The following is a 24,044-nucleotide window of genomic DNA, read 5'->3' on the forward strand; positions in this document are numbered from 1 at the left end:
GAGGGCTGATATGGCGTACTTTCTGCAGCAGATTCTGAACGCCGTTCCGATTGCAGCTCTCTATGCCGCGCTGGCCTTCGGCTATGCCATTGCCTTTGCCATCACCAAGCGGGCTGATGTCACCTTTGGGGGAATTTTTGCTTTTGCCGGACTGACCTGCTTGCTCTTCGCTGATTTTGGCTGGAACCGGCTTTGGCTGACCCTCGCCGCCACACTGGTCTTAGGGGCGGTCGCCGGCATTTTTGGCGGGACATGGGCAGGCTTTTTGATCGGCCGCGCAGTGATGCGTCCTCTCGCCCAGGCCACGCCCAACGCGGTCACGGTGGCATCGATTGGGGCGCTGATTGCACTGATGGAGAGTGCAAGACTTGCAGCCGATACTCGTTCGCTCTGGTTGCCTCCGCTCTTCGACGATCCTGTCCGGCTCTGGCAACAGGGAGATTTCCTGGTCACAACGACGCCAATGCAGATTTTGAATTCGGCCTGCTTTTGCGCTCTGATCGCGGCCGGCTGGCTGTTCCTTCGCTCGTCTCAGTTCGGAAGGCAATGGAGGGCCGTCTCCGAAGATGACTTTGCGGCAAAACTGATGGGGGTGAATGCGGGCAGGGTGTTCCTGCTTTCATACTGTGCCGCAGCACTCGTTGCCTCTGTTTGCGGGGTGCTCGCCACCTTCTATTACGGCAATATGGATTTCGGCGCCGGTCTCACCTTCGGCTTGAAAGTCGTCTTGATCTCGGCTGCGGGCGGATATTCGAGCCCGCTGAAATCCGCAGCAGGCGCTGCCGCCATTGGTATGGGCGAGACGTTCTGGTCAGCCTACGGAGCCATCACGTGTCGCGATGCCGGTGTCCTCCTTATGCTGATCCTGTGGCTGATCGCCGCGCGCAGCGAACGTCCTGTCTTGTGACAGGGATTATTGCCGAACATAAAAAAGCCGGCGTCCATTTGGCGCCGGCCTTTTCGAAACCATCGGGATGTCCAGCGTCAGAAGACGCTGTTGTTGCCGCCGAGCATGCTCTTGGCGATGCCAGCACCCGCAGGGCCACCGGAAAGCAGCTGCTGCAGGAAGGTCAGGTCCTTGCCGCCTGTCGGCGTGGTGCGCGAGATACTGTCGAAGACCTTGCCGTCCTGAAGCGTGTAGTTCGCCTTCTGGGCGACAACGCCGTTTTTGTCGAAATAGATCGCCAGAATGTTCTGCTCAACAAGCTGCGGCTTCATGAAGGCTGCCTTGCGAACACGCTTTTGCGAGATGTAGTAGAACACCTCATTGCCGAAAGTCGCCGTCGTCGACGGTGTACCCATGGTCAGCAGCACCTGTTCACGGCTGGAGCCGACGGGGATCAGTTGCAGCGACTGCTCGTCCAGTACGTAGCCATTATGGAAAACATCCGTGGTGCTGGAGCAGGCCGTCAGCAGGCTCGAGGCAACAACGACGGCGATAGCGGCTTTGCTCAGAAACTTGGACTTGACCACCGACTTCTGCTTGCTCACCTGCGTTTCCCCGACTGCGATCATGAATGGCACCTTCCGGCATTGCGTGTCGTACCGCTTCTGTACACACGATTATGTCAATCCGGGGACAGGAATTCCCCGTTTCACCATGGAATGCAACATGTTTCAGAAACCGGCGCCGCGTTCTGGCGCCTCTCCTTGACTGTTTCAGCACGATGATGAACGTGACTGACACGGCATTGCAATTCTCGGATGCTTCGGTAAACCAGCTTTGACGATCATGCAACAAGTGCGATGGGCGAGACACGATTTCGTCGGTCGATATCCGGATTTTTCGATGGTTTTTGGGCTTTTCAAAAAGAAAAACAACAATCGCGCCATCGTTGACCGTCAATATTCGATATTGACGCAGGCCGCTCGCCAGCCGGGCTTCTATCTCCATATGGGCGTTCCGGACACGGTTATGGGTCGTTTCGAAATGCTGGCGGTCGTCATGATTCTGTATTTTCGCCGTACCAAAAGCGCGTCGGTCAGCGGCCAGGAAATTGCCCAGGAGATCGTCGATGCCTTCTTTCAGGATCTCGATCATTCGATGCGGGAACTGGGGATTGGCGACCAGGGCGTGCCGAAGCGGATGAAGAAATTCGCCGGCATGTTTTATGGCAGGCTTGAGTCCTACGCCGCGGCCATCGATGGAGCAGACGCCGACGCACTTGCGGCAGCGCTCCGCCGCAATATATATCCCCAGGCAGATGAGACCGCGCCAGATATGCGCGCGCTTTCGAAATGGATGATGTCGGCGTCTGAGATGCTGTCTACGCAGCCGGAAGACGCTGTCGCGACGGGAACTGTCACGCTGCCTTCACCGGATTTGTGAGGTTTTCGATGAAATCGCCCCATGCGGCCAATGATGACACGCCCTTTTCCTATCCCGTCAAGGTAGGCCATATTTCTGCCAATCCGGTCAGGATTGGTCTTGAGGCAAGCCCGGAAGAACTGAAGGCGCTGGCAAAATTCTGGGATGTCCTGTCGGTCGATTATCTGAAAAGCGAATTGCAGGTCACCCGCTGGAAAAGGGACGGGATCAGGATCAAGGGTCAGGTGCAGGCTGGTATCACTCAGGCCTGTGTTGTCACGCTTGAGCCCGTGCCAAGCGTGATCGACGAGAAGGTCGAGCAGATTTTCGTTCCGGAAGGGTCGAAGCTTGCACGCATGAAGACGAACGAAGACGGTGAGATCGTGCTGGATCCGGACGGTCCGGATATTCCCGACCAGTTTGTCGGTGACACGATCGATGTCGGCGTGGCGGTTGCGGAATTCGCGGCGCTTGCAATTGATCCCTATCCGCGAAAAGCCGGTATCGATTTCGATGGATATGGCGACAAGACGCCGATGGACGACAAAAAACCTTCGCCCTTCGCGGTGTTGAAAGATTGGAAAAAAGACTGAATGCCTTCGTAAGAAGCCAATAATTCAGTTGTAAGGGTGGGCGGAAACGGTATTTTCGCCCGAAAATTACCGCGCAGCGGTCAGAAGGATCAGGGACGAGTGATCAGAATAGCAATTGACGTCATGGGTGGGGACCACGGCCCTGATGTTGTCATACCCGGTGCGGCAAAGGCACTCGAGCGGCACAACGACGTGACATTCCTGCTCTACGGGCAGAAGAGCAAGTGCGATCCTATTCTGGCGCAGTATCCACGTCTGATGGAGAAATCCGAGTTCTTCGATTGCGAAGTTTCGGTTGCCATGGATGAAAAACCAAGCCAGGCGCTACGCCGTGGGCGCTACGTGTCCAGCATGTGGCGCGCAATTGAAGCGGTCAAGGTCGGCGAGGCGGATGTGGCCGTCTCTGCCGGTAACACCGGCGCGCTGATGGCGATGGCGAAATTCTGTTTGCGCACCATGGCGCGCATCGAACGTCCTGCGATTGCCGGCATCTGGCCGACGCTGCGCGGCGAAAGCATCGTGCTCGATATCGGCGCAACGATTGGCGCGGACTCGCAGCAGCTTCTGGATTTTGCCCTGATGGGCGGCGCCATGGCGCGCGCTCTCTTTGATGTCGATCGCCCGACAGTCGGCCTTCTCAATGTCGGTGTCGAAGAGGTCAAAGGTCAGGAAGAGGTCCGCGAAGCCGGTCGCCTTATCCGTGAAGCTGATCTCGCGACCATCGATTATCGCGGTTTCGTCGAAGGCGATGATATCGGCAAGGGCACGGTCGATGTCGTCGTCACTGAAGGCTTCACCGGCAATATCGCGCTGAAGGCTGCAGAAGGCACCGCGCGTCAGATCACCACGTTGTTGCGTGAGGCGATCTCGCGCAGCTTTTTTGCCAAGATCGGTTACCTTCTGGCCAAGAGCGCATTCGACGTGCTGCGCGAGAAGATGGACCCCCGCAAGGTCAATGGCGGCGTGTTCCTGGGTCTGAACGGCATCGTTATCAAGAGCCATGGTGGAACGGATGCGCTCGGCTTCGCATCGGCCATCGATGTAGGCTACGACATGGTGCATAATGGACTTACCGCCAAGATCGAAAATGATTTGAAAGCATACCACGCAAGAAGACTTCCGCCTCCTGCGCCTGAAGCTCTCGTGGTTGATGAGGAATAACCAATGATCCGCTCTATCGTACGTGGCTTCGGAGCGGCGCTCCCTAAGAGGGTTGTGACGAACCAGGAAATCGAAGGTATTGTCGAGACCTCCGACGAATGGATCGTTCAGCGCACCGGCATCAAGCAGCGCTACATTGCAGGCGAGGGCGAGAGCTCCGCGTCGCTTGGCGAAGCTGCGGCCCGCGCGGCGTTGGAGAACGGGGGACTGAAGCCCGAAGACATCGATCTCATTATCGTTGCCACCTCCACACCGGACAACACGTTTCCAGCAACCGCGGTGAACATTCAAAACCGCCTCGGTATCACGGGTGGTTTTGCCTTTGACGTTCAGGCTGTTTGCTCCGGCTTCGTTTATGCGATGGCGACGGCCGATCTTTACATTCGTGGCGGCATGGCCAAGCGTGTGCTGGTTATCGGTGCGGAAACCTTCTCGCGCATTCTCGACTGGAAGGATCGCACCACCTGCGTTCTTTTCGGCGATGGCGCGGGTGCCGTCATCCTGGAAGCAGGCGAGGGAGAGGGCAAGACCTCCGACCGTGGCGTGCTGACCTCCAATCTTCGCTCGGATGGCTCGCACAAGGAGAAGCTCTACGTTGATGGTGGCCCGTCGACGACGGGAACTGTAGGCCACCTGCGCATGGAAGGCCGCGAAGTCTTCAAGCATGCCGTTGGCATGATCACGGACGTTATCGAGGCAGCCTTTGAGGCGACCGGCACCACGGCAGACGATCTGGATTGGCTCGTTCCACACCAGGCCAACCGCCGCATTATCGATGGCTCGGCAAAGAAGCTCGGCATTCCATTGGAGAAGGTTGTCGTGACCGTCGATCTGCACGGAAATACCTCTGCAGCTTCCATCCCACTGGCGCTCGCGACCGCTGCAGCCGATGGGCGCATCAAGCAGGGCGATCTCGTTATGCTGGAAGCGATGGGCGGCGGCTTCACCTGGGGTGCGGTGCTTCTGCGCTGGTAACGTGTCGGTTACGGTTCAACGTAACCCCTTGCCATCATTGCCGTAAATCCCTAAACGATTCTGGAAACATTCCTTGACCGCTGCCGTCAACGGCAATAGTCTCAGGCGGTTTCCAGAACACAACAGAGAGAAGCGCGGGGAAAAATGGCCGGTAAAACTGTGACACGTGCGGATTTAGCCGAGTCTGTGTTTCGCAAGGTGGGGCTGTCCCGAACTGAATCCGCCGAGCTGGTCGAAACGGTCATCGACGAGATTTGCAATGCCATCACTCGTGGCGAGGTAGTGAAGCTTTCCTCCTTTGCAACCTTCCAGATCCGCGAAAAGAACGAGCGTATCGGTCGCAATCCGAAGACCGGCGAAGAAGTGCCGATTTCGCCACGCCGCGTCATGACCTTCAAGGCCTCCAACGTTCTGAAACAGCGTATCCTCAAAGCCCACGCGTCGCGCAAGGCGAAGCAAAAGAGCCAAAAGCCGGGCTCCTGAGCGGCTTCTTTCGGCGCGATCGACGCCTATTCTGATACCTCACTGCTTTTCTTCCTGTGAACATACTTGAATTTCAACCGTCAAGCCGTTGAAATAAAGACGATTCGCATCATACCTTGTCGTGTGTTTTGCAAACCTGTCATTTCGCCGGGTGGGAGTTAAGCGTGGATAAGAGTCCGGACGCCTTTAGAACGATCAGTGAAGTTGCGGACGATCTCGATCTGCCCCAGCACGTGCTGCGTTTCTGGGAAACCCGCTTTCCCCAGATCAAGCCGATGAAGCGCGGCGGCGGGCGACGCTATTATCGCCCGGACGATGTCGATCTCTTAAAAGGCATCCGGCACCTGCTCTACGATCATGGATACACGATCAAGGGCGTGCAGAAGCTCCTCAAGACCAATGGCAACCGCTTCGTTGCTGCCATCGCATCTGGCGACATGGCGACGATGGAAGCCATCATGGCTGCCAGCGGCGAGAAGCAGACGGCAGACCCGCGTGTCGTCCAGCCGGATGAGGATGAAGTCGTAGGGCGCCCTAAGGCGAGGCCAAGCGGCCGCTTCTTCGGGTTCGGCGGTGGAGGATCCGACGACACGCCGGAGATATCAATCGGCAAATCGAGCATCAGCAAGGATGATCGCGCCCTGCTGCAGGAGGCGCTCTTCGACCTTCTGGAATGCAAGCGCCTGCTGGATCAGGTTCGTTAGAGAACGAGACGCCTCGCTGCGGCCGGGATTCTCGGCTTCAGGCGCCAGCGCTAGGGTGATTTAGAGAGTTGTGGATAACCCTGTTGCTCGCCACGGCATATTGAATTTGTCTCAAACGCCAACCTTTCGGAAACTCCTTCCGCGGATAATGCCCGCCTGAAAAGGAGTTGTCCTGTGAGCAAGAGAAAACCTTCAAGCCGCCGCGCCTCATCCAAATCCAAAGGTGGAAGCGTCTGGTCCTGGTTGATCCTGTTTGGAGTCGCCGTCGGCGGGATTCAAGCCTATGAGCATCGCGACACCTTGTTGCCGAAGATGAAGACCGTTGTTGCTTCGACGTCCAAAAGCAGCGCACCTGCAGTGCGCGAAACGGCTTCTGTGAAGCCTGCATCCGTGCAGAAGCAGACCGTTGCCTTGCCAGCGTCTGGTGCGCCCGTTCCACCGCGCTCGATTGCCATGGCGAGTAACGCTGCCAGCCTCGGTCAACTTCCAACCGCAACACTACCTTCGCCAAAGCCGCAGGTGGAAAATGTCTCGCTCGGGGCAAAGCCAGGCACATTTGCCTTTTGCGGGCGCTCCGGCCTTAACAACTGCGTCATGGATGGCAACACCTTCTGGATGAAGGGCGTGAAGATGAAACTTGCCGGCATCGAGGTGCCGCAGACGGATCAGGCAAGGTGCATGGAAGAGCGCGCCCGCGGTTTCACCGCCAAGGTCAGGCTGCGCGATATGCTCAATTCCGGCAGCTTCCAGGTGGCGGCTGGTGGGCAGGGAGCTGAGGTGAAAGCGCTCTCCAAATCCGGCATATCCTTCGCCGACCAGCTTGTTCGAGAAGGGCTAGCGCGACGAGCAGGTTCGGCAAGTCCATCCTGGTGTGGTTAATTGAATTCACGCGGGACTTACAGTTGACCGGATGCGGTGACGCTGTGTAGATGGAAATGCATGCGGGCGTGATGGAATGGTAGACATACCGGACTTAAAATCCGGAGCGAAAGCGTGCGGGTTCGAGTCCCGCCGCCCGTACCACATCTTCAACCTCTCCAGAACAGCGGCATCAGCAGCACAAGGACCGTCAGGATTTCCAGACGTCCGAGCAGCATCATCAGCGACAGCAGATAAAGTGCGGGATCGCTGATGGTGGAGAAGTTGCCAGCCGGGCCGATAATTGGCCCGACACCCGGTCCGACATTGGCAAGCGATGTCGCAACTCCGGATGTCGCGGTCAGGAAGTCATAGCCCATGGCGCTCATTACCAGGCTGCCGCCGATCCACAGTGCAATGAAGCAGCTGATAAAGAGAAACACATTGCGGATGGTTTCGGCGTCTACGACCTGTACCCCATACCGCACCGGGTAGACGGCGTCGGGATAGATGAGCTTACGCAACCCAGTCTTCACCACATTGAAAACGATGACGAAGCGATAGGCCTTGATGCCGCCAGCAGTCGAGCCGGAGCAGCCGCCCATGAAGGTGGCGAAGAAGGCGACGACCACGACGAAGGGTCCCCAAAGCGTATAGTCGTCGCTGGCAAAACCGCCGGTCGACAAGATCGACGTCATGTTGAAGAAGGAATGGCTGAGCGCGATATGAAGCGCCACGCCGTTATTAATGTGGTGGTAGATGCCGACTGCAAGCGAGATGGCGCATAGATAACCGATGAAGACGCGGATCTGCGGGTCATAGAGGATATCCATTCTCCGTCGCACCGCGAGCAGGATCATCACCGAAAAGGGAAGGCTGCCCAGGATCAGGAAGAAGGTTGCGATCCACAAAAGAGCGACATTGTCACCGAAATATCCGAAGGAGGCGTCATGGGTGGAGAAGCCGCCTGTCGCCACCGCTGACATGGCATGATTCACCGCATCGAAATGGGTCATGCCGGCAAAGTCGAAAGCGACCGCGCAGGCAATCGTCATGACCACATAGATGCCGACGAAAGCCCTGGTAAAGCTCGCCAGCCGTGCGAAGGGCCGGTCGCTGGCCGTGTCGGATGACTCCATCCGAAAGAAGGTCATGCCGCCCACGCGCAGCAACGGCAGGATAAAGAGACCGAGCGCCACGATACCGATACCGCCAAGCCAGCAGAGAAGTGATCGCCAGATCAACAGACCCTGCGGCGCATGGTCGAGACCGGAAATGGCTGTAGCGCCGGTGGTGGTGATGGACGACACGGACTCGAAAAGGGCTTGGCCGAATGTCAGGTCCAATTCCGACAGATAAAGAGGCACGGCGCCGACGAGCGAGAAGACCACCCATAAGAGATTCACCAGGAGAAAGCCGAAGCGCTTGTTGAAGGTCGGCATCGGTCCGCGGGTGGCGAGCGCGCATGCCAGCGCAAAGCCGCCGCACATGAAGCCGGAGGCGGCAAACACGATCCAGTCATTATTGCCATAATAGAGATCGGTCATGGCCGGCACGAACATCGAAGTGGCCATGTAGAGGCCGAAGATCGAGGTAATATAGACGACGGCGCGCAGGAGATTGGCGTTCAAAAAAATCAAACCTTGATCGAGTAACGCGTACCGAAGTGGCGCAAAGAGTCTTTGTGTCGGGCCTGTTCCTATGGCATAGCGGGTGCCATCGTGAATTTCAATGGATTGAAAATCGTGGACAAACTGCTTGTAGAAGCCGCACGGCGGGAAGTTCGGGAAATCTTTCCCGAGACGCCGTTGCAGTTGAATGAACATCTCAGCCGTCGGTATGGAGCCGAGATTTGGCTGAAGCGTGAAGACCTCACGCCGGTTCGTTCCTACAAGATTAGAGGCGCGTTCAATTTCCTGCGCAAGGCGGTTGCCGGTGCCGGCAAAGAGAAGATCTTCGTCTGTGCGTCCGCCGGCAATCATGCCCAGGGCTTTGCTTTTGCCTGCCGCCATTTCGGTGTGAAGGGCGTCGTCTTCATGCCGGTCACCACACCGCAGCAGAAGATCGACAAGACCCGCATTTTCGGCGCGGAGTTCATCACCATCAAGCTGATTGGCGATATCTTCGACCAATGCTATGCGGCAGCCCGTGCCTATGTCGAAGAGAATGATGGCTACATGGTGCCACCCTTCGACCATCAGGATATTATCGAGGGCCAGGCAACGGTTGCCGCTGAAGTGATGGATCAGCTTCCGGACGGTGCGAAGCCCGATCTGGTGGTCATGCCGGTTGGCGGTGGCGGTCTTGCGGCAGGTCTCACGGGGTATTTTGCAGGTATCGTTGCGCGAAACAATTTCGTCTTTTGCGAACCGGAAGGTGCGCCGAGTCTGAAGAAGAGTCTTGAGGCAGGAGAAGCAGTCACGCTGAACAAGGTGGATAACTTCGTCGATGGGGCTGCCGTTGCCCGAATTGGCGATCTTAACTTCCTGGCTCTTAAGGATTTCCCCTCCGAACAGGTCGAACTGATCCCGGAAAATGCCATCTGCGTCACCATCATCGACATGCTCAATCTCGAAGGCGTGGTGCTGGAGCCCGCAGGTGCATTGTCGATTGCAGCCTTGGAAAAGCTCGGCCGCGAGAGGCTGGAGGGCAAGCGCGTCATCTGCGTCGTCTCCGGTGGCAATTTCGATTTCGAGCGTCTGCCGGATGTGAAGGAACGCGCCATGCGTTTCACAGGGGTGAAGAAGTACTTCATCCTGCGTCTGCCGCAGCGTCCAGGCGCGCTTCGCGACTTCCTCAACATGCTCGGTCCGGATGATGACGTTGCGCGCTTCGAGTATCTGAAGAAATCGGCGCGCAACTTCGGTTCGATCCTGATTGGTATCGAAACCACCTCTCGCGAGAATTTTACCACTCTGTTCGAGCGTTTCGAGGCGGCAGGGCTCGGCTATGAAGATATAACCGAGAACGAAATCCTCGCGAACCTCATTATCTGATCGGATGCATCATCAGGTGGGGCGGGCTAAAGCCGCCCTGCAGAGACAACAGGAAGGGTAAAGCATGGCCTCGTTCTTCTCGAAACTCTTTTCCGGCTTCGGTGCCGCGCAGTCGGACGCGCCGAAGAAGGCGGAGACATCTGAACCGCACCAGCACGGCGAGTATACCATTTATGCGACGCCGATGAAGGAAGGGGCGCAGTACCGCCTGGCAGGCCGTATTGAAAAGACGGATGGCGACGAGGTGCTCGTGCATGAGTTCGTTCGTGCCGACGTGTTTACCAGCATGGATGATGCGGTGGAGTGCACGGTGCGCAAGGCCAAGCTGATCATCGACCAGAACGGGCCGCATCTGTTTGCTGACAAAAAGTAACGGCCGCGACAAGCGCGACCGTTATGATTTCTTTAAAGGAAGCGGCCGGATTGGCCGCTTTTTTTATGCAGCATTCGCCAGCTCTTCGACCTTGGCATTAGCGGCAGCAATCGCCTTTTCGGCAGCTTCCGGACCAAATGCCAGACCTTCGATACGGATGACTTCGACATCGGTCATACCCATGAAGCCGAGAACCGTCTTCAGGTAGGGCACAGCATGCTCAAGCGACGCGGCTGGACCTTCAGAGTAGACGCCAGCAGCAGATAGAACGATGTAGACCTTCTTACCGGTTGCAAGGCCGATTGGACCGGACTCGGTGTATTTGAAGGTCATGCCGGCGCGCGCGATGTTATCGATCCAGGACTTCAGACCCGAATAGATCGAGAAGTTGATGAGACCGGTGCCGATGATAACGGTGTCAGCGTCCATCAACTCGGTCACGCGCTTGTCAGAGTAATCGGCAGCTGAGGCCTCTTCCGGCGTGCGCTGTTCGGCGGGCTTACGAATGGCCGACGTGGTGACGGAATCGAGGTGCGGGATCGGATTCTGACCCAGATCGAGATGTGTGATCGAGCCGTTCGACTGTGCCTGGATCTTCTCGGCCAGGTCTGACGCGAATTTGTTGGAAAGCGATTCATCGCCACGCGGGCTGGAGGTGACGAGCAGGATCTTCGACATTTTGACGCCTCTTGGTCATTCTTGGGAAGGTGTGGCGGGGCGGCCCCCGCTTGGTTGAAGCGGTTATCAGCCAGTTTTGCCATCTAGAAAACTGTGATAATCTGAAATTGATCTATCGATAAAATGGATGGGACATGGACGCCAACCCGACCCTCGACCAGTTGCAGGTCTTTTTGACTGTCGCTGAAACCGGCAGCTTTTCCGCCGCTTCGCGCGTGCTCAACCGCGCGCAGTCGGTCGTGAGCTACACCATCGCCAATCTCGAGGCGCAGCTTGAGGTTAGCCTTTTCGAGCGCAGCGGCCGCCAGTCGAAACTGACCGACGAGGGCCGCGCCATGCTGGAGGATGCGCGGCGTATTGTTGCCGGATTGCAGGAAATGCGATCACGCGCCAAGGGGCTGAAACAGGGCTTGGAGGCGGAAGTCTCGCTCGTTCTCAGCACCATGGTTCCAGCCGAGGCCGTGGTCGAGATTCTGCGCGAGTTCCGCAAGGAATTCCCAACCGTGTCGCTCACCCTCAATGTCGGCGAGTTGGGTATGGTTATGGATATGGTCAGAAGCCGAAAGGCGCTGATCGGTATTGGCGGGGCGGTCTCGCAGCAGGATGACGGTCTGGTCCTCGAAAAGATCGGTCACTCCTTCATGGTGCCGGTTGTCGCCAGTGACCACGCCCTGGCACGATTACGCCGCCCGGTGACACTCGCCGATGTCCGTGAAGAGGTGCAGATGGTGGTCATGGACATGTCGGGCCTGACCAACGGCCGCGACTTCAATGTCCTGTCCTACAAGACATGGCGGGTCAGCGACATAGCGACGAAATATCAGCTGATCAAGGGTGGTCTTGGGTGGGGTGGGCTGCCCGCATCGCTGGTCAGGACCGATATCATGAATGGCAGCCTGAAGGTGCTCGACCTCGATGCTTACGAACTTGGCGAGTATCCGCTGTATTCTTTGCGAAAGGCCGATACGCCTGCCGGTCCGGCAAGCCAGTGGCTGATCGATGGCTTTGAAAAGCGCCTATCGAAATGCCCGGACAATAAGAGCTTCCTGAACGCCGTCCGCCCCGTGCCCTTGAAAGACGCCGCCGAGTAAAGGTTTCTCCCCGTTCGACAGGGAACCGAACATCAGCACAGCTGAAAAGTGGCGGCGACAAAACTGCCGCCGCCACGACCATTAGCCGAGCATCAGACGGAACTTGGCAAAGCCTTCGGCGCCATCGCCGGCGTCCTCGAGCTTGGCCCCCTTCACATCCTTGGCATATTGACGGCCTTTCGGGCCCGTCTCGAAGATCGCTGTCGTATCCGCCAGCTTTGCAAACGACCAGTTGTCGTCAGCGGAAGGATTGATGGTGCCCTGATCCATGATGTAGCGCACGATCACATCGCGGTTGGTATCGGGCGCGACGAAGATGATCTTGTCACTGCCGATCGCCGGGAACTTGCCGCCGCCACTGGCGCGATAGTTATTGGTGGCAACGACGAATTTCTGTTCCGGGTCGATGGGCTTGCCCTGGAATTGCAGATTGACGATGCGGCTGCTGTCCGGATTGACGGCCTTGCCATCCTTGTCGAACTTCGCAGGCTTCGAGACATCGATCTGATAGGTGACACCGTCGATGACATCGAAGTTGTAGGACGGGAAGTCGCTGCTCAACAGAGGCGCGTCCTTGGAGCCAGCCTTGACGGTATTGAACATGCCGGCCGACATTTCCAGCCAGTCCTTGACCTGCGCGCCGTTGATGAGGACGGCCTGCACGGTGTTCGGATAGAGATAGAGGTCGGCGACATTCTTGATTGCGATGTCACCGGCGGGGACATCCGTGTAATAGTCCGCGCCGCCACGACCACCGGACTTGAAGGGCGCGGCTGCGGAAAGCACCGGCAGGTCCTTGTATTGGCCTTCCTTCAGCATATCCTTGATATACCAGGTCTGTGCATTGGAGACGATCTGCACGGATGGATCGTCGGCCACCAGCGCGAAGTAGGAGTAGAGCGGGGCGGAGGTCTTGCCGACCGGGCGGCGCACATAGGCGAGCGCCCCCTCGTGATCGGTCTTGACCGCCTCGATCACCTCGGGCTTGTCCTTCACATCGGCAACGATCTTGCGATTGTCGTCGCGGTGGTAGATCGGCCGAGCCTCGGAGGTAAAGTCGACGATCTTCCAGCTCTTGCCGTCCTTTTCGAGCAGGAGATCGATGAGGCCCATATGCGAGCCCCAGAAGCCCGCCATGACGGCAGGCTTGCCCATCAGCGTGCCCTTGACGGGATCGGCGCCTTCGATGCCATCCCAGGTCTTGGGGCCCGGGAAGACCAGATGCTGGTGACCGGTAAAGACCGCATCGATCCCTTGAACGCCTGCGAGATAAAGAGAAGCGTTTTCCATGCGCTCGCTTTGGCCCTTGCCATCGATACCGGAGTGGGAGAGCGCAATCACGATATCCGCGCCCTGTTCCTTCATCACCGGCACCCAGGCCTTGGCGGCATCGACGATGTCGCGCGTCTGCGCCTTGCCTTCGAGGTTCTTCGCATCCCACATCATGATCTGCGGCGGAACGAAGCCGATGATGCCGACCTTGATCGGGCTTGTCGCGCCGGAGCCATCGCGGATCTGCTTTTCCAGGATCACATAGGGCTTGAAGTAAAGTTCATCCTGCTTAGGATCGGACGCAAGCTGGCCCTTGGTCAGGTTGGCGCAGACATAAGGGAATTTTGCCCCGCCCAGCGTGTTGAACATGAAATCGAGGCCGTAATTGAACTCGTGGTTGCCGAGCGTACCGCAATCATACCCGAGCACATTCATGGCATTGATGACAGGGTGTTTGTCGCCCGCCTTCATGCCCCGCTCATAGGCGATGTAGTCGCCAAGCGGGTTGCCCTGGAGGAAGTCGCCATTATCGACCAGCATCGAGTTCCCGGCTTCGGCGCGTATGGCATCGATCAAGGATGCCGTGCGTGCCAGACCCAACGTGTCATTCGGCTTATCGGCGTAATAGTCGTAAGGAAAAACGTGAACGTGGATATCGGTGGTTTCCATGATGCGCAGATGCGCCTGGTTGCCCTCAGCACGCGCCGCAAAAGGATGCAGCATGACGAAGGCGGACGACGCCGCGATGCCGCTTAAGAGAGAACGGCGCGTGATGGGGTGAAGGCCGATAAGGGACGACATGGAAACTCCTGATCCTAAAATACGATGACCTGTCTAAACCGCGACAAGGTAAAACGAATTGTGGAGGAGTCCACCAGCAAAATGACGGGCGTATGACGTAACTCATGCCTACGCTCGCATGAGTAAAATTTAATGTTTCTCACCGCGACCTTGTTCTGCCTCACGCTCTGTCGATGCGGCACTGGAAGCAATTGTTGCGTGCGGAGCGAACATGCACATAGGCGATATCCGGCCTTTCAAGCAGGTCCTGTGCACGCGCGGCGATCTCAGCCGTCGGCGTCACCGCACCCGTGCCATAAACGATGCGGTCGCCCGCATCGTAACCCCGGACGATGTAGTCTGCGCTATACAGCATTGCCGGCGGAACCTGCGCGCCATCATAAGTCCCACACGCCTCGGCATGAATGAAAATCGGCCCGGTCTCGGCGTAAGGTTGTACATGGCGAAAGGGCCGTTAGGAGACAAGCAGAGCCGAATCACCCTCCCTGATCTGCCCCAGACAGGCGCGGCAGGGCAGGTCCCCGGTAGCGATCATCCGTTCAGGCACTTGGCCGTTCGAATCCGGTTTGCCAAGCCTGATGGCCTCAACATGCTGCTGGGGCAATGCGGTGAATATGATGGTGGTCATGGCGGATCCTCGCTGAGTTGCTTCTTTGTCGCTATGGCTGCCAAACAATCGTCTATCCACCCGTTTCTTGCGGTTGAGCGAAACCAACCCATTGCGTGGACCGTTCTCTTTAGCGATCTATGCTGCGTCCTCGTTCTGGAAAGTTGACGTCAATGCTGCGCAGGTTTCGAACCGTTCTTTCGGTCGCTTTTTTAGTTTCCGCCTTGCCGGCTGCGCATGCGCAGGTTGCGCCCGCGCTTGACGACCTTACCGACGATCAGTTGCAGCGGACGGTCAATTTCGTCATCGGCAATGCTGTCTTCGGCGTCTATCACGAAGCGGCCAAGATGCTGATTTCCGACTTTAGCCTCCCCAATTCAGGCGAGGACAAGAATACGCCCGATGAACTTGCCGGAACGATCATGCTTGAGGCCAACCAGGAGTGGCTGGATACGGCGATCGTCAACGCGACGGACAGCTGGTACTTGGCACGAGCAGCCGGGGAACTCCCCGAGCATAATGCGCCGCTCTACAGCGTCCTTGTCCCGAACGTCGCGCGTGACCGCCAGATGGCATGCCTCATGGTCGGCAAGGATCACGAAGGCTATGGCGATCTCGCCGAAATGATGGGTCTCCCAAAGAATGAGTGGAAGGCCTGCGAAGTGGCTTATCCTCAAATCGTCGCTCGCTGGAACGAGTTGCTCAAACCGCATGTAAAGACACCGGGGACGACGAAGTTCGAGATACGATACGAGCCGGCGCGCGATCCTTTCCTCGATATATACGCGACGATGGTGAAGGAATCGAAGGTTCTTGATCTGATTGCGCGCGGCTTCAGCGCCTATGAGCTGAAAGGCGAGGTGAAGCTGACCGCCAGAAGCTGCGGCAGGCCCGACGCCTATTGGTCCGAGGAACGCCGCGAGATCACCTATTGCTACGAGCTTGCCAGATTTCACGGCGAGCTGATCGCCGCTCATCTTCTTGCAACCAATGGTGATCGCGGCGACGCACCCGCCAAAGAAATCCCGACCGCCGTCAATCTTGGCCAAGAGCTCTAGAGCGTTTCCTTGTTAAATAGAAACGCTCTGCCGGAGCAGGTTTTCGTCAGGGCAACGGCGATTGGCGAAGGGCATACCCAAAGGTACGGTCGAGCCGATCGCCTTTGAGCCTGGCGGAAAGATGCCCGGCCCTCCCGTCGCGCCGCTTCGCCGTGCGAAGCGATAAGCGCGCCGGGCGATTGAAGCTCTTGCAGATTTGCCAGCAAATCTGCGGGAGGGTTGGTTGAAACGGGCGACCTGCTTGCCCGGACGGCTTGGCTGTATGCTTTGGCTACGGCACGCGCCCTCCGGACAATCAGTCGATCCCGTTTGAACCAACAGAACTGTTTCTATTCAACAAGGAAACGCTCTAGGGCCTGTCCTCAATCGCTTCCGGCCGCGTGAGCCGATGCCATGCCGAATGCGGACGGCTAATCCGATCCAGGAGAGGCGGCAGCAGCCAGCCCGTTAACCGCGCCTTGAAATCTCGAGATACTCGCTGTCGGTCAGTGGCTCCACCCAGGCCTCATAGGTTCTGACGGGCGAGAAGCCCATCATCTGGTAGAGCTGCAAGGCGCGCGGATGGTCCAGCGTGTTGGTGGAGACGGTGACCTTTTTCGGATTGTCCTGCCAGATCGAATAGAGCGCCTGGAGCAGGAACCATTTGCCGACGCCAGCGCCGATCGCCTCTTCCATGAGACCGAAATATGACAGCTCAGTGACCTCGCCGTCGCCCTTGTTGAACTCGAAGAAACCGGCGGGTGACCCGTTGAGGTAGAGCACTGTCACGCAGTTCTTCGGATCATTCAGCACGGCGGAGAGCTCGGCATCGCTCATACGCATGCGCTTCTGCCAGTGCCAGCGTTTACCGACCCGCCAGTAGAGATAGCGATAGAAATGCAGCGGGATGTTGTGCGTGCGCATGATCGCCGTCTGGATATTGACCGGCACCGGAAGACTGACCTTCGGTGCGGACGTCATTTCCAACTGTGTGACATGGGCTTTCAGCGGACCGTAGGTGACAGTGGGCAGAGGCTCTGCAGGGCCTGTAACGACGGGCGTATCCTGCTTCGATCCCCATTCCGACCATGACCCGTCATAAAGCGAGTTGTCCGAATGACCGAGCGATTCCAATGCCAGTGTCACAACGGCGGCGGTGACGCCCGAGCCACAGCTGGTAACGACCGGCTTGGAAAGATCGATGCCAGCTTCGGCAATCATCTTGCGGATCGTCGGCAGATCCTTGAAGTGGCCGTTTTCCGAAAAGGCGGTGGCAGGCAGACTGCGGGCACCGGGCATATGGCCGGAACGCATGCCGGCGCGAGGCTCGGCCTCGTCGCCGGTGAAGCGGCCTGCACCTCTGGCGTCCGCCACCTGCTTTTCGCCCTTATCGACGACAGCGCGCATATCGGAGAATGAGGTGACACGGTTCGCCTTGAACTCGGCGTGAAACTCTGTCGGTTCAATCTGCGGGGCTCCGGTCTCAAGCGGTTTGCCGGCAGCCTTCCAGCCATCAAGCCCACCATCCAGCACATAGACCTTTTCGGCACCCATAACGCGCAGCATCCACCACACGCGTGGCGCGGAGAAGAAGCCGGGGCCGTCATAAACCACGATGGTGTCCGTCTCGGAGAGGCCGAGCTTGCCGACTTCCTCTGCGAAAAACTCCGGCGAGGGCAGCGAATGGGGAAGCCCGGTGTCATGATCGGCAATCGCATCCTGATCGAAGAAGACGGCGCTTGGAATGTGGCCGCTGGCATAGTCCTGCTTTCCATCGCGTTTATGCGCAGGCAGATACCAGGATGCATCGACGATGCGGAAGTGCGGCGTTCCAAGCTGCTGCTCGACCCAATCCGCCGAAACGACGAAACGGCTTTTATCGGTGCTCACGATATTTCTCCCAGAAATCAGGCGGCGTCGGCGGGGTTGCCGAAGCGGATGCGGAAACGGCGGTTTTCCTTGCCCTTCTTTTCGATCTTGGCGATGTAAATTTCGCCGACTTCCTGCGTTTCCGACACATGAGTGCCGCCGCAGGGCTGGCTGTCAACCGAAGAATTCTCGCCGATGCAGACGAGGCTGACCCGACCGAGGCCGACAGGTGGTCGGACATGCTTGGACTTGACGATGCCAGGATTGGCCGCCAGCTCCTCGTCGCTGATCCATTGCAGGTAGATAGGATGGTTCGCTCTGACCAGCTCCATCAGCTTGGCGGTCACGTCATCCTTGTCGATGGTCTCGGACATATCGAAATCAACCCGCGACTCGTCCTCGCCAACGGCCGCACCTGTGATGGGCCAGGAGCAGACGACGGAAAGAAGGTGGCAAGCGGTGTGCATGCGCATCAGCTTGTAGCGGCGCTGCCAGTCGATGTGGAGGGTCAGCTTTTCGCCAATATCCGGGGAGGGTTGTCCTTCGAGAGGAACGTGGATGATAACGCTCTTGTCTGCGCCATGCCGGGTCACGCCGAGTTGGATCTTCGAACCATCGGCGCGCTCCAGAAACCCCGTATCGCCCGGCTGGCCGCCGGATGTGGCGTAGAAGCAGGTTTGATCCAGCTCTATGCCACCATCGTCATGCACTGCCGTGACCACCGCTTCGCAAGTTGAAAGATAAAAATCATCACGAAACAGGGCATTCACGGGCATGCTGCATTCACCTCAGACGGTTTCGTACGGAACCGAAATCTCTTTCTTCTCCGTCAACCAGGCGGGAAGGGGAAGACCCTTGGACCGCAGGAAATCTGGATTGAAGAGCTTGGACTGGTAACGGTTACCGTAGTCACAAAGTATGGTGACGATTGTATGCCCCGGTCCGAGGTCGCGGGCAAGCCGAATTGCACCGGCAATGTTGATGCCGGACGAGCCCCCAAGGCAAAGGCCGTCCTTGGTGATCAATTCGAAGATGATCGGCAACGCCTCCGAATCTGGAATCTTGTAAGCAAAATCAGGTGTGAAGCCCTCAAGGTTGGCGGTGATACGGCCCTGGCCGATGCCCTCGGTAATCGAAGATCCTTCAGACTTCAGAACACCGCTCTTGTAGAACTCGTAAAGAGCGGCGCCTTCCGGATCCGCAAGACCGATCTTGATGTCCGGGTTGAAATCGCGAAGACCGTCCGCGACGCCAGCCAGCGTGCCACCGGAGCCTACCGCGCAGATGAAGCCGTCCACCTTGCCATCCGTCTGATCCCAGATTTCCGGCGCCGTCGTTTCGATGTGCGCTTGACGATTGGCGACGTTGTCGAACTGGTTTGCCCAGATTGCCCCGTTCGGATCTGTCTCAGCAAGCTGTTTTGCCAGACGCCCGGAGACTTTCACATAGTTGTTGGGGTTCGAGTAGGGCGCTGCCGGCACCTCAACAAGCTGCGCGCCGAGAAGCTTCAGCGCGTCCTTCTTTTCCTGGCTTTGGGTCTCGGGGATGACGATGACCGTCTTGTAGCCGAGCGCGTTGGCAACGAGCGCCAGTCCGATCCCCGTATTGCCTGCCGTACCCTCGACGATCGTGCCACCCGGACGCAAGAGCCCGCGTCGCTCCGCATCGCGAATGATGAAAAGCGCGGCACGATCCTTGACCGACTGGCCTGGATTCATGAACTCGGCCTTACCAAGAATTTCACATCCCGTGGCCTCGGATGCTGCCTTGAGGCGGATGAGCGGGGTGTTGCCAATTGCGGTCAGCACGGAAGAATGAATGGTCATGATCAGGCCTTCTGTCCAGTCAGCGATGTAAAGCCGTTATGTCGTTATGTATCGACCTTGTGACAAGAAAATATCTTCTGGCGAAGAGGGTTCCGGCGCAAAATCTTGCCGGTCACCCGGTTATTCACTCTTCTTGATATCGGAATAGGCAGCAAGCGCGCGTTGACGTGCCTCGTTATGGTCGACGACCGGCTTCGGGTACGTCTTCCCAAGTTCTATCCCGGCTTTCTCCAGCACCTGCTTCGGTGCGTCGAAAGGCTTGTGAATGTACTTGGCATCGAGCTTCTCTAGCTCCGGCACAAAGGTTTTGACATACTCGCCGTCGGGGTCGAACTTTTCGCCTTGAATGATCGGGTTGAAGATACGGAAAAACGGGGAGGCGTCTGCACCCGATCCAGCCACCCACTGCCAGTTGCCAGCATTTGAGGCTGGGTCGGCATCCACAAGCGTATCGCGAAACCACTTCTCTCCCTTGCGCCAATCGATTAGCAGATGCTTGATCATGAACGATGCCGTGATCATCCGCACGCGGTTGTGCATCACGCCACGTTTCCACAACTGTCGCATGCCGGCGTCCACAATCGGATAGCCCGTCATGCCTCGCTTCCAGGCGTTGAACTTTGCCGTGTCCGTTTTCCATTCAAAGGCATCGAAACTGTCATTCCAGTTCTTCTGATCCAGTTTCGGAAAGTGGAAGAGAAGGTGATAGCAGAATTCGCGCCAGACGATTTCCTTGCGAAATCGGCTGATATCGTTCGACGCGATGTGGGATGACAGCCCTCTTGTGGCGTGCCAAAGTTGGGCAGGAGTGATTTCACCATGGGCTAAATGCGGCGAGAGCATCGATGTTGATGGCTGAGCCGGAAAATCGCGGCCCTTCTCATACCCCTTCAGCGCGGAGTCGATGAAATCGTCCAGCCGTTCCTTTGCTCCCGCTTCCCCCGGTGTCCAAATGTCGGAAAAATCTTTTGCCCAATCCGGCTTTGTCGGCAGCAGTTTCCAACTCTCCAGCTTTTCCGACTTCGGCCAGCTTGACGGGGACGATATCTGACGCGGCTTACCTGTCGGCTCCTGTGGCTCGTCTCCACCTTCTATGGCGCGCCAGAACGGCGTGTAGACGCGGTAGGGCCCGCCGCTCTTTGTCGTCACCTTCGACGGTTCGTGCAGAAGATGGCCGGGAAAGCTTTCGACGTCGTGTCCTTCATCGCGCAGCTGCTTTTTAAGTTCGCTGTCGATCTCCATGCCGTCTGGATCGTACCGGCGGTTCCAAAAGATCGCGCTCGCCTCGACGTCACTGATGAGTGACTTGAGCACTTTGCTGGTGTTTCCGCTACGCAGAATTAAACGGCTGCCCAGCTTCTCCAACTGATCGGAAAGGGCCGTAAGCGAGTGATGCAGCCACCATTCCTGCGCGCCACCGAGCGGACCGTTTGAGCCTTGAGGATCCTCGCGAATATAAAGCGGTATGATCGCGCCGCCATGCTCGCGGGCAGCCGCAAGTGCGCGATTGTCGGAAAGACGCAAGTCCTTGCGAAACCATAGGATTATCGGGCTCTCTTGCTTCGTCATTCCTGCTCCTTCCGCTTTCATGTGTAACGCATGCGAGAGTGTTTCGCTCCCCTGCAACGAGGGTAATACGGTGGAGCGGTACCTATGGTTTTTGAAGGGTAAATTTTGTTGGTTTTAAATCAAAACAGGTGGAACCATATGCCGGACGTGACGTTGGAGGCACGTGAATTGAGTATGGAAGACCCACCAATGATGCTGAATGAAGTAAAATGGGATGCGCCCGTCGTGATCTCCTTGGAGAACGGCGCGCCTCGCACCTTCAACGGCGCTTATGAAGCCTTTGACTTTCTCCAACACGAGTGGCCCAGCCGCCATGGCAAGGCGTATGAGCAGGCATTGCGCCTTTGCAGGGCGTCGCTTTTAGGCAGTGTGTCTGGTGAGATTGCACGCACCGCCTTTGTCGAGGCGAGCCGCGACGCAAACCGCCTTGTGGAGATGCCCAAGCTCGCATCGTAAGCGATCCGTTCGATCTTCAGTCGAAGAAGACCTTTTCAGCCACCCGTCGCGTACCCGCCGGGTGGCTTTTTGCTGTTCTAGACTGTTGTCGACTATAGCACTAGAGCGACGACGAAGACACGTCATTGCCTAAATTCCTCTCGCGGGGACGTCGGCTCGATCTCAAAAAAATGGTTGCTGAAACGTTAACGCGCTCGACGTCTTATGGGAATGCGACTGGAATGGGGCAAGCTGAGGCTGCGCGAATTTCGCTAATCAACCATCCTCGTTGCAGCGGTTTTTTGCGCAGTTATGTGGCCTGAGGCATCATCTGCCGTTTCCGATCACCGATTGACATAGAAGATGAGGCCAACTCTGGCTTACATCGCTCAAGGAACGTTCTGGACCAACTGGATATCTGGCGGAACAGGCGAGAGGCTACTTCAAATGCGAACGCCCCCCTTTCAAAGCGTAAGGCCTGCTGTTGCTTATGGAATTATTTCTTTTCAATGGCTTATGGAGTTCCTGCAGTTTTGCACATGGGCACCTTTCAGACCTATGGCAGAATTACCAAGCACCCAAACGCTGCTACACATTCCGCCCATTTCGCAAGGCCGGACGGTAGCAAGGATCCGGTGACACGTTTAATCCAGTGTCATCGAGTGCTTGCTACCGCTGGTAAACTGGAGAGCCTTTCAGCAAATAGTAGCGTGAAGACAAAGACGTGAATGCTGCGATTGGAAGGCGTTTTCAGGAATGAACGAAATCTGGAACAACCTTCTCTGTTTTGGTAACTCCAAGGGCGATTTCCGGGCAAACATACCCATAAACGCCTACGTCTCGTCAAATTCTTGCTAAATTCGGAGCATAGACGGCTCAACAGCAGTCGTCGTGAGCGAGCAGTGTCGCTCCTGAGACTGCCTTACTTTGAATGTGCGCAAGGACACTTCGGCGCGGGCTGGAGCCGACTCGTCCTGCGCTTTTAAAGGGCAAGAGTGTGAGAGTATCTGCGTTTCTTTTGGCTGTGGGGCTTTGTGCCGCGGTCATGAGCCCCGCCTCGGCGGGCATGTTAAACCAAGCCGAGCAGTATGCCGGTCTTCATGAAGGCAAGAACAACAAGACGCTGAAAGCAATTTTAGGCGTCAATCCGCGTAAAACCCCGTGGTGTGGTCACTTCCTCAGCGTCGTTGCCGAACAATCCGGGCGCACCCCTCCAAAATCCTCAGGCTTTGCCAAATCCTGGAAATCTTTCGGCTATGCTGTCCCCGTTGGCGCAGCCAAACCCGGTGATGTCGTCGTTGTCAGAAGCGGCAAGCGCTATCATGCAGGTATATTGAAGAGCATGAGCGGAGCCACCGCCCAAATCCTTGGCGGCAATCAGTCCGGCCGCGTCCAGGTCTCCAATTTCAGCCGCAAGTCAATCGTCTCGGTCCGTCGCTGATCGAATGTCCAGCCAGACTGTGGCTAACACGTCCTTGATCTCTTCCGGCAGCCGTCTCATTCTCCCTAGAGAACCGATGAGGAGAGCAAGCTCAACGTCGGTTCTCTAGGATAGAAGAGCTTATGGCTGTTCGCGGGTGCCGGGAGCGGCGTCACGCTGGTCGTCGTCTTCCAGGTCGGTGGCGACGATGAACGCGTCTTCATGCTGACGTGCCGCCTGTCGGCGTGCTCTGAGGCTGATCAGTTCGTCCGGATCCAGTTCCTGCTCATGCTCGGTGAGTTCGCCCTCAGTCTCAAAGCGCGCGACATCCTCGTCTTTGATATCGAGGTGGTCGTTGTTGTGGGTCTTCGCTTTGTCGTCGCTCATCGTCTGCTCCTGTCGATAATCAATGGTGGTCTGGGAAGGAAACGGTGATGGCGTAGCTTCGTTCCTTCCCTTGGGCCTCACCCTTCTCTGCGATACAGCCCAATGAGAGCGCAGGAACCAATATGTGCGCCAATTGTTTTCCCGATATCCAAAACGGGAGAAGCACCATGCAAGTCGATCGCGAATCCGAAATACGTAACAAGGCCTATGAAAAGTGGGAGAGCGAAGGTCGGCGCGATGGCGACCACGACCGGCACTGGCAGGAAGCTGAGCTGGAGATCGACGCGACCCGCAACACGTCTGTGCTGGGAGTCGAGGATGAAGACGCTGAAGGTGGATCGCCTGCGGTGGCCTCGCTGAACAAAGAGCAATCGCAAGACAATGCTCAGTCCAGCGACGAGCTTGAGGAGGGTCTCGAGGATACGTTCCCGGCAAGCGACCCGGTGTCAGCCACGTCGACGGCGGTCTCCGGTCGCGCCGGAAAGCGCTAGTATCCGGTTGGTTCTCGAAACCGCTTCTAAATCGAATAATGGCAGGCGATCGTGAAAGCGGTCGCCTTTTTCGTACAACGTCAGAAGTTTTCGAAAGTCAGAATGCCACA

General features: G+C 57.3%; 24 protein-coding genes, 1 tRNA gene and 1 pseudogene. 16 read left to right on the plus strand and 10 right to left on the minus strand.

Going from position 1 to position 24,044, the window contains the following annotated elements; genetic code table 11:
- Positions 1-10: 10 nt before the first annotated feature.
- Positions 11-907 (plus strand): branched-chain amino acid ABC transporter permease, encoded by an 897-nt coding sequence (locus tag WKI41_RS05605; RefSeq protein WP_340192522.1) that lies wholly within the window; start codon positions 11-13, stop codon positions 905-907.
- A 77-nt stretch (positions 908-984) separates the two neighbouring features.
- Here WKI41_RS05605 and WKI41_RS05610 read toward each other — a convergent pair whose 3' ends face one another.
- The gene (locus WKI41_RS05610) at positions 985-1,515 is read right to left on the minus strand and encodes an outer membrane protein assembly factor BamE (protein WP_340192523.1); all 531 of its coding nucleotides are present in this window, start codon (positions 1,513-1,515) and stop codon (positions 985-987) included.
- 274 nt (positions 1,516-1,789) lie between these two features.
- On the opposite strand from WKI41_RS05610, the gene WKI41_RS05615 reads away from it, so the two are divergent.
- From WKI41_RS05615 to WKI41_RS05650, 8 genes are all read left to right on the plus strand, one after another.
- Complete coding sequence (locus WKI41_RS05615) at positions 1,790-2,329, plus strand: ubiquinol-cytochrome C chaperone family protein (protein ID WP_340192524.1); 540 nt, start codon at positions 1,790-1,792, stop codon at positions 2,327-2,329.
- Positions 2,330-2,337: 8 nt separating this feature from the next.
- On the plus strand, positions 2,338-2,901 hold the full coding sequence (locus WKI41_RS05620) for a YceD family protein (RefSeq protein ID WP_340192525.1): 564 nt from the start codon (positions 2,338-2,340) through the stop codon (positions 2,899-2,901).
- A 99-nt stretch (positions 2,902-3,000) separates the two neighbouring features.
- A complete protein-coding gene (plsX, locus tag WKI41_RS05625) occupies positions 3,001-4,062 on the plus strand; it encodes a phosphate acyltransferase PlsX (protein ID WP_340192526.1) in 1,062 nt (353 codons plus the stop codon).
- A gap of 3 nt (positions 4,063-4,065) precedes the next feature.
- Positions 4,066-5,037, plus strand: coding sequence for a beta-ketoacyl-ACP synthase 3 (locus WKI41_RS05630; RefSeq protein ID WP_340192527.1), 972 nt, complete (start codon positions 4,066-4,068; stop codon positions 5,035-5,037).
- Positions 5,038-5,181: 144 nt separating this feature from the next.
- Positions 5,182-5,520: an integration host factor subunit alpha gene (locus WKI41_RS05635; RefSeq protein ID WP_340192528.1), complete on the plus strand. Its 339-nt coding sequence runs from the start codon at positions 5,182-5,184 to the stop codon at positions 5,518-5,520.
- Between the two features lie 164 nt (positions 5,521-5,684).
- On the plus strand, positions 5,685-6,224 hold the full coding sequence (locus tag WKI41_RS05640) for a MerR family transcriptional regulator (RefSeq protein WP_340192529.1): 540 nt from the start codon (positions 5,685-5,687) through the stop codon (positions 6,222-6,224).
- Positions 6,225-6,398: 174 nt separating this feature from the next.
- Positions 6,399-7,103, plus strand: coding sequence for a nuclease (locus tag WKI41_RS05645; protein WP_340192530.1), 705 nt, complete (start codon positions 6,399-6,401; stop codon positions 7,101-7,103).
- A 62-nt stretch (positions 7,104-7,165) separates the two neighbouring features.
- Positions 7,166-7,247: transfer RNA gene (locus tag WKI41_RS05650), tRNA-Leu, on the plus strand.
- A 5-nt stretch (positions 7,248-7,252) separates the two neighbouring features.
- Here WKI41_RS05650 and WKI41_RS05655 read toward each other — a convergent pair.
- Positions 7,253-8,713: a TrkH family potassium uptake protein gene (locus tag WKI41_RS05655; RefSeq protein WP_340192531.1), complete on the minus strand. Its 1,461-nt coding sequence runs from the start codon at positions 8,711-8,713 to the stop codon at positions 7,253-7,255.
- Between the two features lie 114 nt (positions 8,714-8,827).
- Here WKI41_RS05655 and ilvA point away from each other — a divergent pair, with 114 nt between their 5' ends.
- Positions 8,828-10,078 (plus strand): threonine ammonia-lyase, encoded by a 1,251-nt coding sequence (gene ilvA / locus WKI41_RS05660; protein ID WP_340192532.1) that lies wholly within the window; start codon positions 8,828-8,830, stop codon positions 10,076-10,078.
- Between the two features lie 64 nt (positions 10,079-10,142).
- A complete protein-coding gene (locus WKI41_RS05665) occupies positions 10,143-10,451 on the plus strand; it encodes an HlyU family transcriptional regulator (protein WP_340192533.1) in 309 nt (102 codons plus the stop codon).
- Between the two features lie 63 nt (positions 10,452-10,514).
- Here WKI41_RS05665 and WKI41_RS05670 read toward each other — a convergent pair whose 3' ends face one another.
- Positions 10,515-11,129: an FMN-dependent NADH-azoreductase gene (locus WKI41_RS05670; protein WP_340192534.1), complete on the minus strand. Its 615-nt coding sequence runs from the start codon at positions 11,127-11,129 to the stop codon at positions 10,515-10,517.
- A gap of 134 nt (positions 11,130-11,263) precedes the next feature.
- Between WKI41_RS05670 and WKI41_RS05675 the strand changes: the two genes are divergently transcribed.
- Positions 11,264-12,220: a LysR family transcriptional regulator gene (locus WKI41_RS05675; protein WP_340192535.1), complete on the plus strand. Its 957-nt coding sequence runs from the start codon at positions 11,264-11,266 to the stop codon at positions 12,218-12,220.
- Positions 12,221-12,301: 81 nt separating this feature from the next.
- Here the strand turns inward: WKI41_RS05675 and WKI41_RS05680 are convergent, their stop codons facing one another.
- Together WKI41_RS05680 and WKI41_RS05685 are read right to left on the minus strand one after the other, a co-directional pair.
- A complete protein-coding gene (locus WKI41_RS05680) occupies positions 12,302-14,293 on the minus strand; it encodes a bifunctional 2',3'-cyclic-nucleotide 2'-phosphodiesterase/3'-nucleotidase (protein WP_340192536.1) in 1,992 nt (663 codons plus the stop codon).
- A 160-nt stretch (positions 14,294-14,453) separates the two neighbouring features.
- Positions 14,454-14,921: pseudogene (locus WKI41_RS05685) on the minus strand (DUF1203 domain-containing protein).
- A gap of 152 nt (positions 14,922-15,073) precedes the next feature.
- Between WKI41_RS05685 and WKI41_RS05690 the strand changes: the two are divergent.
- Complete coding sequence (locus WKI41_RS05690) at positions 15,074-15,958, plus strand: DUF4344 domain-containing metallopeptidase (RefSeq protein WP_340192537.1); 885 nt, start codon at positions 15,074-15,076, stop codon at positions 15,956-15,958.
- A gap of 447 nt (positions 15,959-16,405) precedes the next feature.
- Here the strand turns inward: WKI41_RS05690 and sseA are convergent, their stop codons facing one another.
- The 4 genes from sseA to WKI41_RS05710 all read right to left on the minus strand — a co-directional run bounded on the left by sseA (position 16,406) and on the right by WKI41_RS05710 (position 21,201).
- The gene (sseA, locus tag WKI41_RS05695; RefSeq protein WP_340192538.1) at positions 16,406-17,827 is read right to left on the minus strand and encodes a 3-mercaptopyruvate sulfurtransferase; all 1,422 of its coding nucleotides are present in this window, start codon (positions 17,825-17,827) and stop codon (positions 16,406-16,408) included.
- Between the two features lie 17 nt (positions 17,828-17,844).
- A complete protein-coding gene (locus WKI41_RS05700; protein ID WP_340192539.1) occupies positions 17,845-18,582 on the minus strand; it encodes an alanyl-tRNA editing protein in 738 nt (245 codons plus the stop codon).
- A 12-nt stretch (positions 18,583-18,594) separates the two neighbouring features.
- On the minus strand, positions 18,595-19,632 hold the full coding sequence (locus WKI41_RS05705) for a cysteine synthase A (protein ID WP_340192540.1): 1,038 nt from the start codon (positions 19,630-19,632) through the stop codon (positions 18,595-18,597).
- Positions 19,633-19,752: 120 nt separating this feature from the next.
- On the minus strand, positions 19,753-21,201 hold the full coding sequence (locus tag WKI41_RS05710) for a cryptochrome/photolyase family protein (protein WP_340192541.1): 1,449 nt from the start codon (positions 21,199-21,201) through the stop codon (positions 19,753-19,755).
- A 189-nt stretch (positions 21,202-21,390) separates the two neighbouring features.
- Here WKI41_RS05710 and WKI41_RS05715 point away from each other — a divergent pair, with 189 nt between their 5' ends.
- A complete protein-coding gene (locus WKI41_RS05715; RefSeq protein ID WP_296022258.1) occupies positions 21,391-21,657 on the plus strand; it encodes a DUF982 domain-containing protein in 267 nt (88 codons plus the stop codon).
- Positions 21,658-22,633: 976 nt separating this feature from the next.
- A complete protein-coding gene (locus WKI41_RS05720) occupies positions 22,634-23,077 on the plus strand; it encodes a TIGR02594 family protein (RefSeq protein WP_425340994.1) in 444 nt (147 codons plus the stop codon).
- 120 nt (positions 23,078-23,197) lie between these two features.
- On the opposite strand, the gene WKI41_RS05725 is transcribed toward WKI41_RS05720, so the two are convergent.
- Entirely contained in the window at positions 23,198-23,443 is a 246-nt protein-coding gene (locus WKI41_RS05725; RefSeq protein WP_340192542.1) for a hypothetical protein, read from the minus strand.
- Positions 23,444-23,610: 167 nt separating this feature from the next.
- Between WKI41_RS05725 and WKI41_RS05730 the strand changes: the two genes are divergently transcribed.
- On the plus strand, positions 23,611-23,934 hold the full coding sequence (locus WKI41_RS05730; protein ID WP_340192543.1) for a DUF2934 domain-containing protein: 324 nt from the start codon (positions 23,611-23,613) through the stop codon (positions 23,932-23,934).
- The last annotated feature ends 110 nt before the right edge of the window (positions 23,935-24,044 follow it).

Origin of the sequence: Agrobacterium larrymoorei (assembly GCF_037722385.1) — a bacterium.
Taxonomy (GTDB): Bacteria; Pseudomonadota; Alphaproteobacteria; order Rhizobiales; family Rhizobiaceae; genus Agrobacterium; species Agrobacterium larrymoorei_C.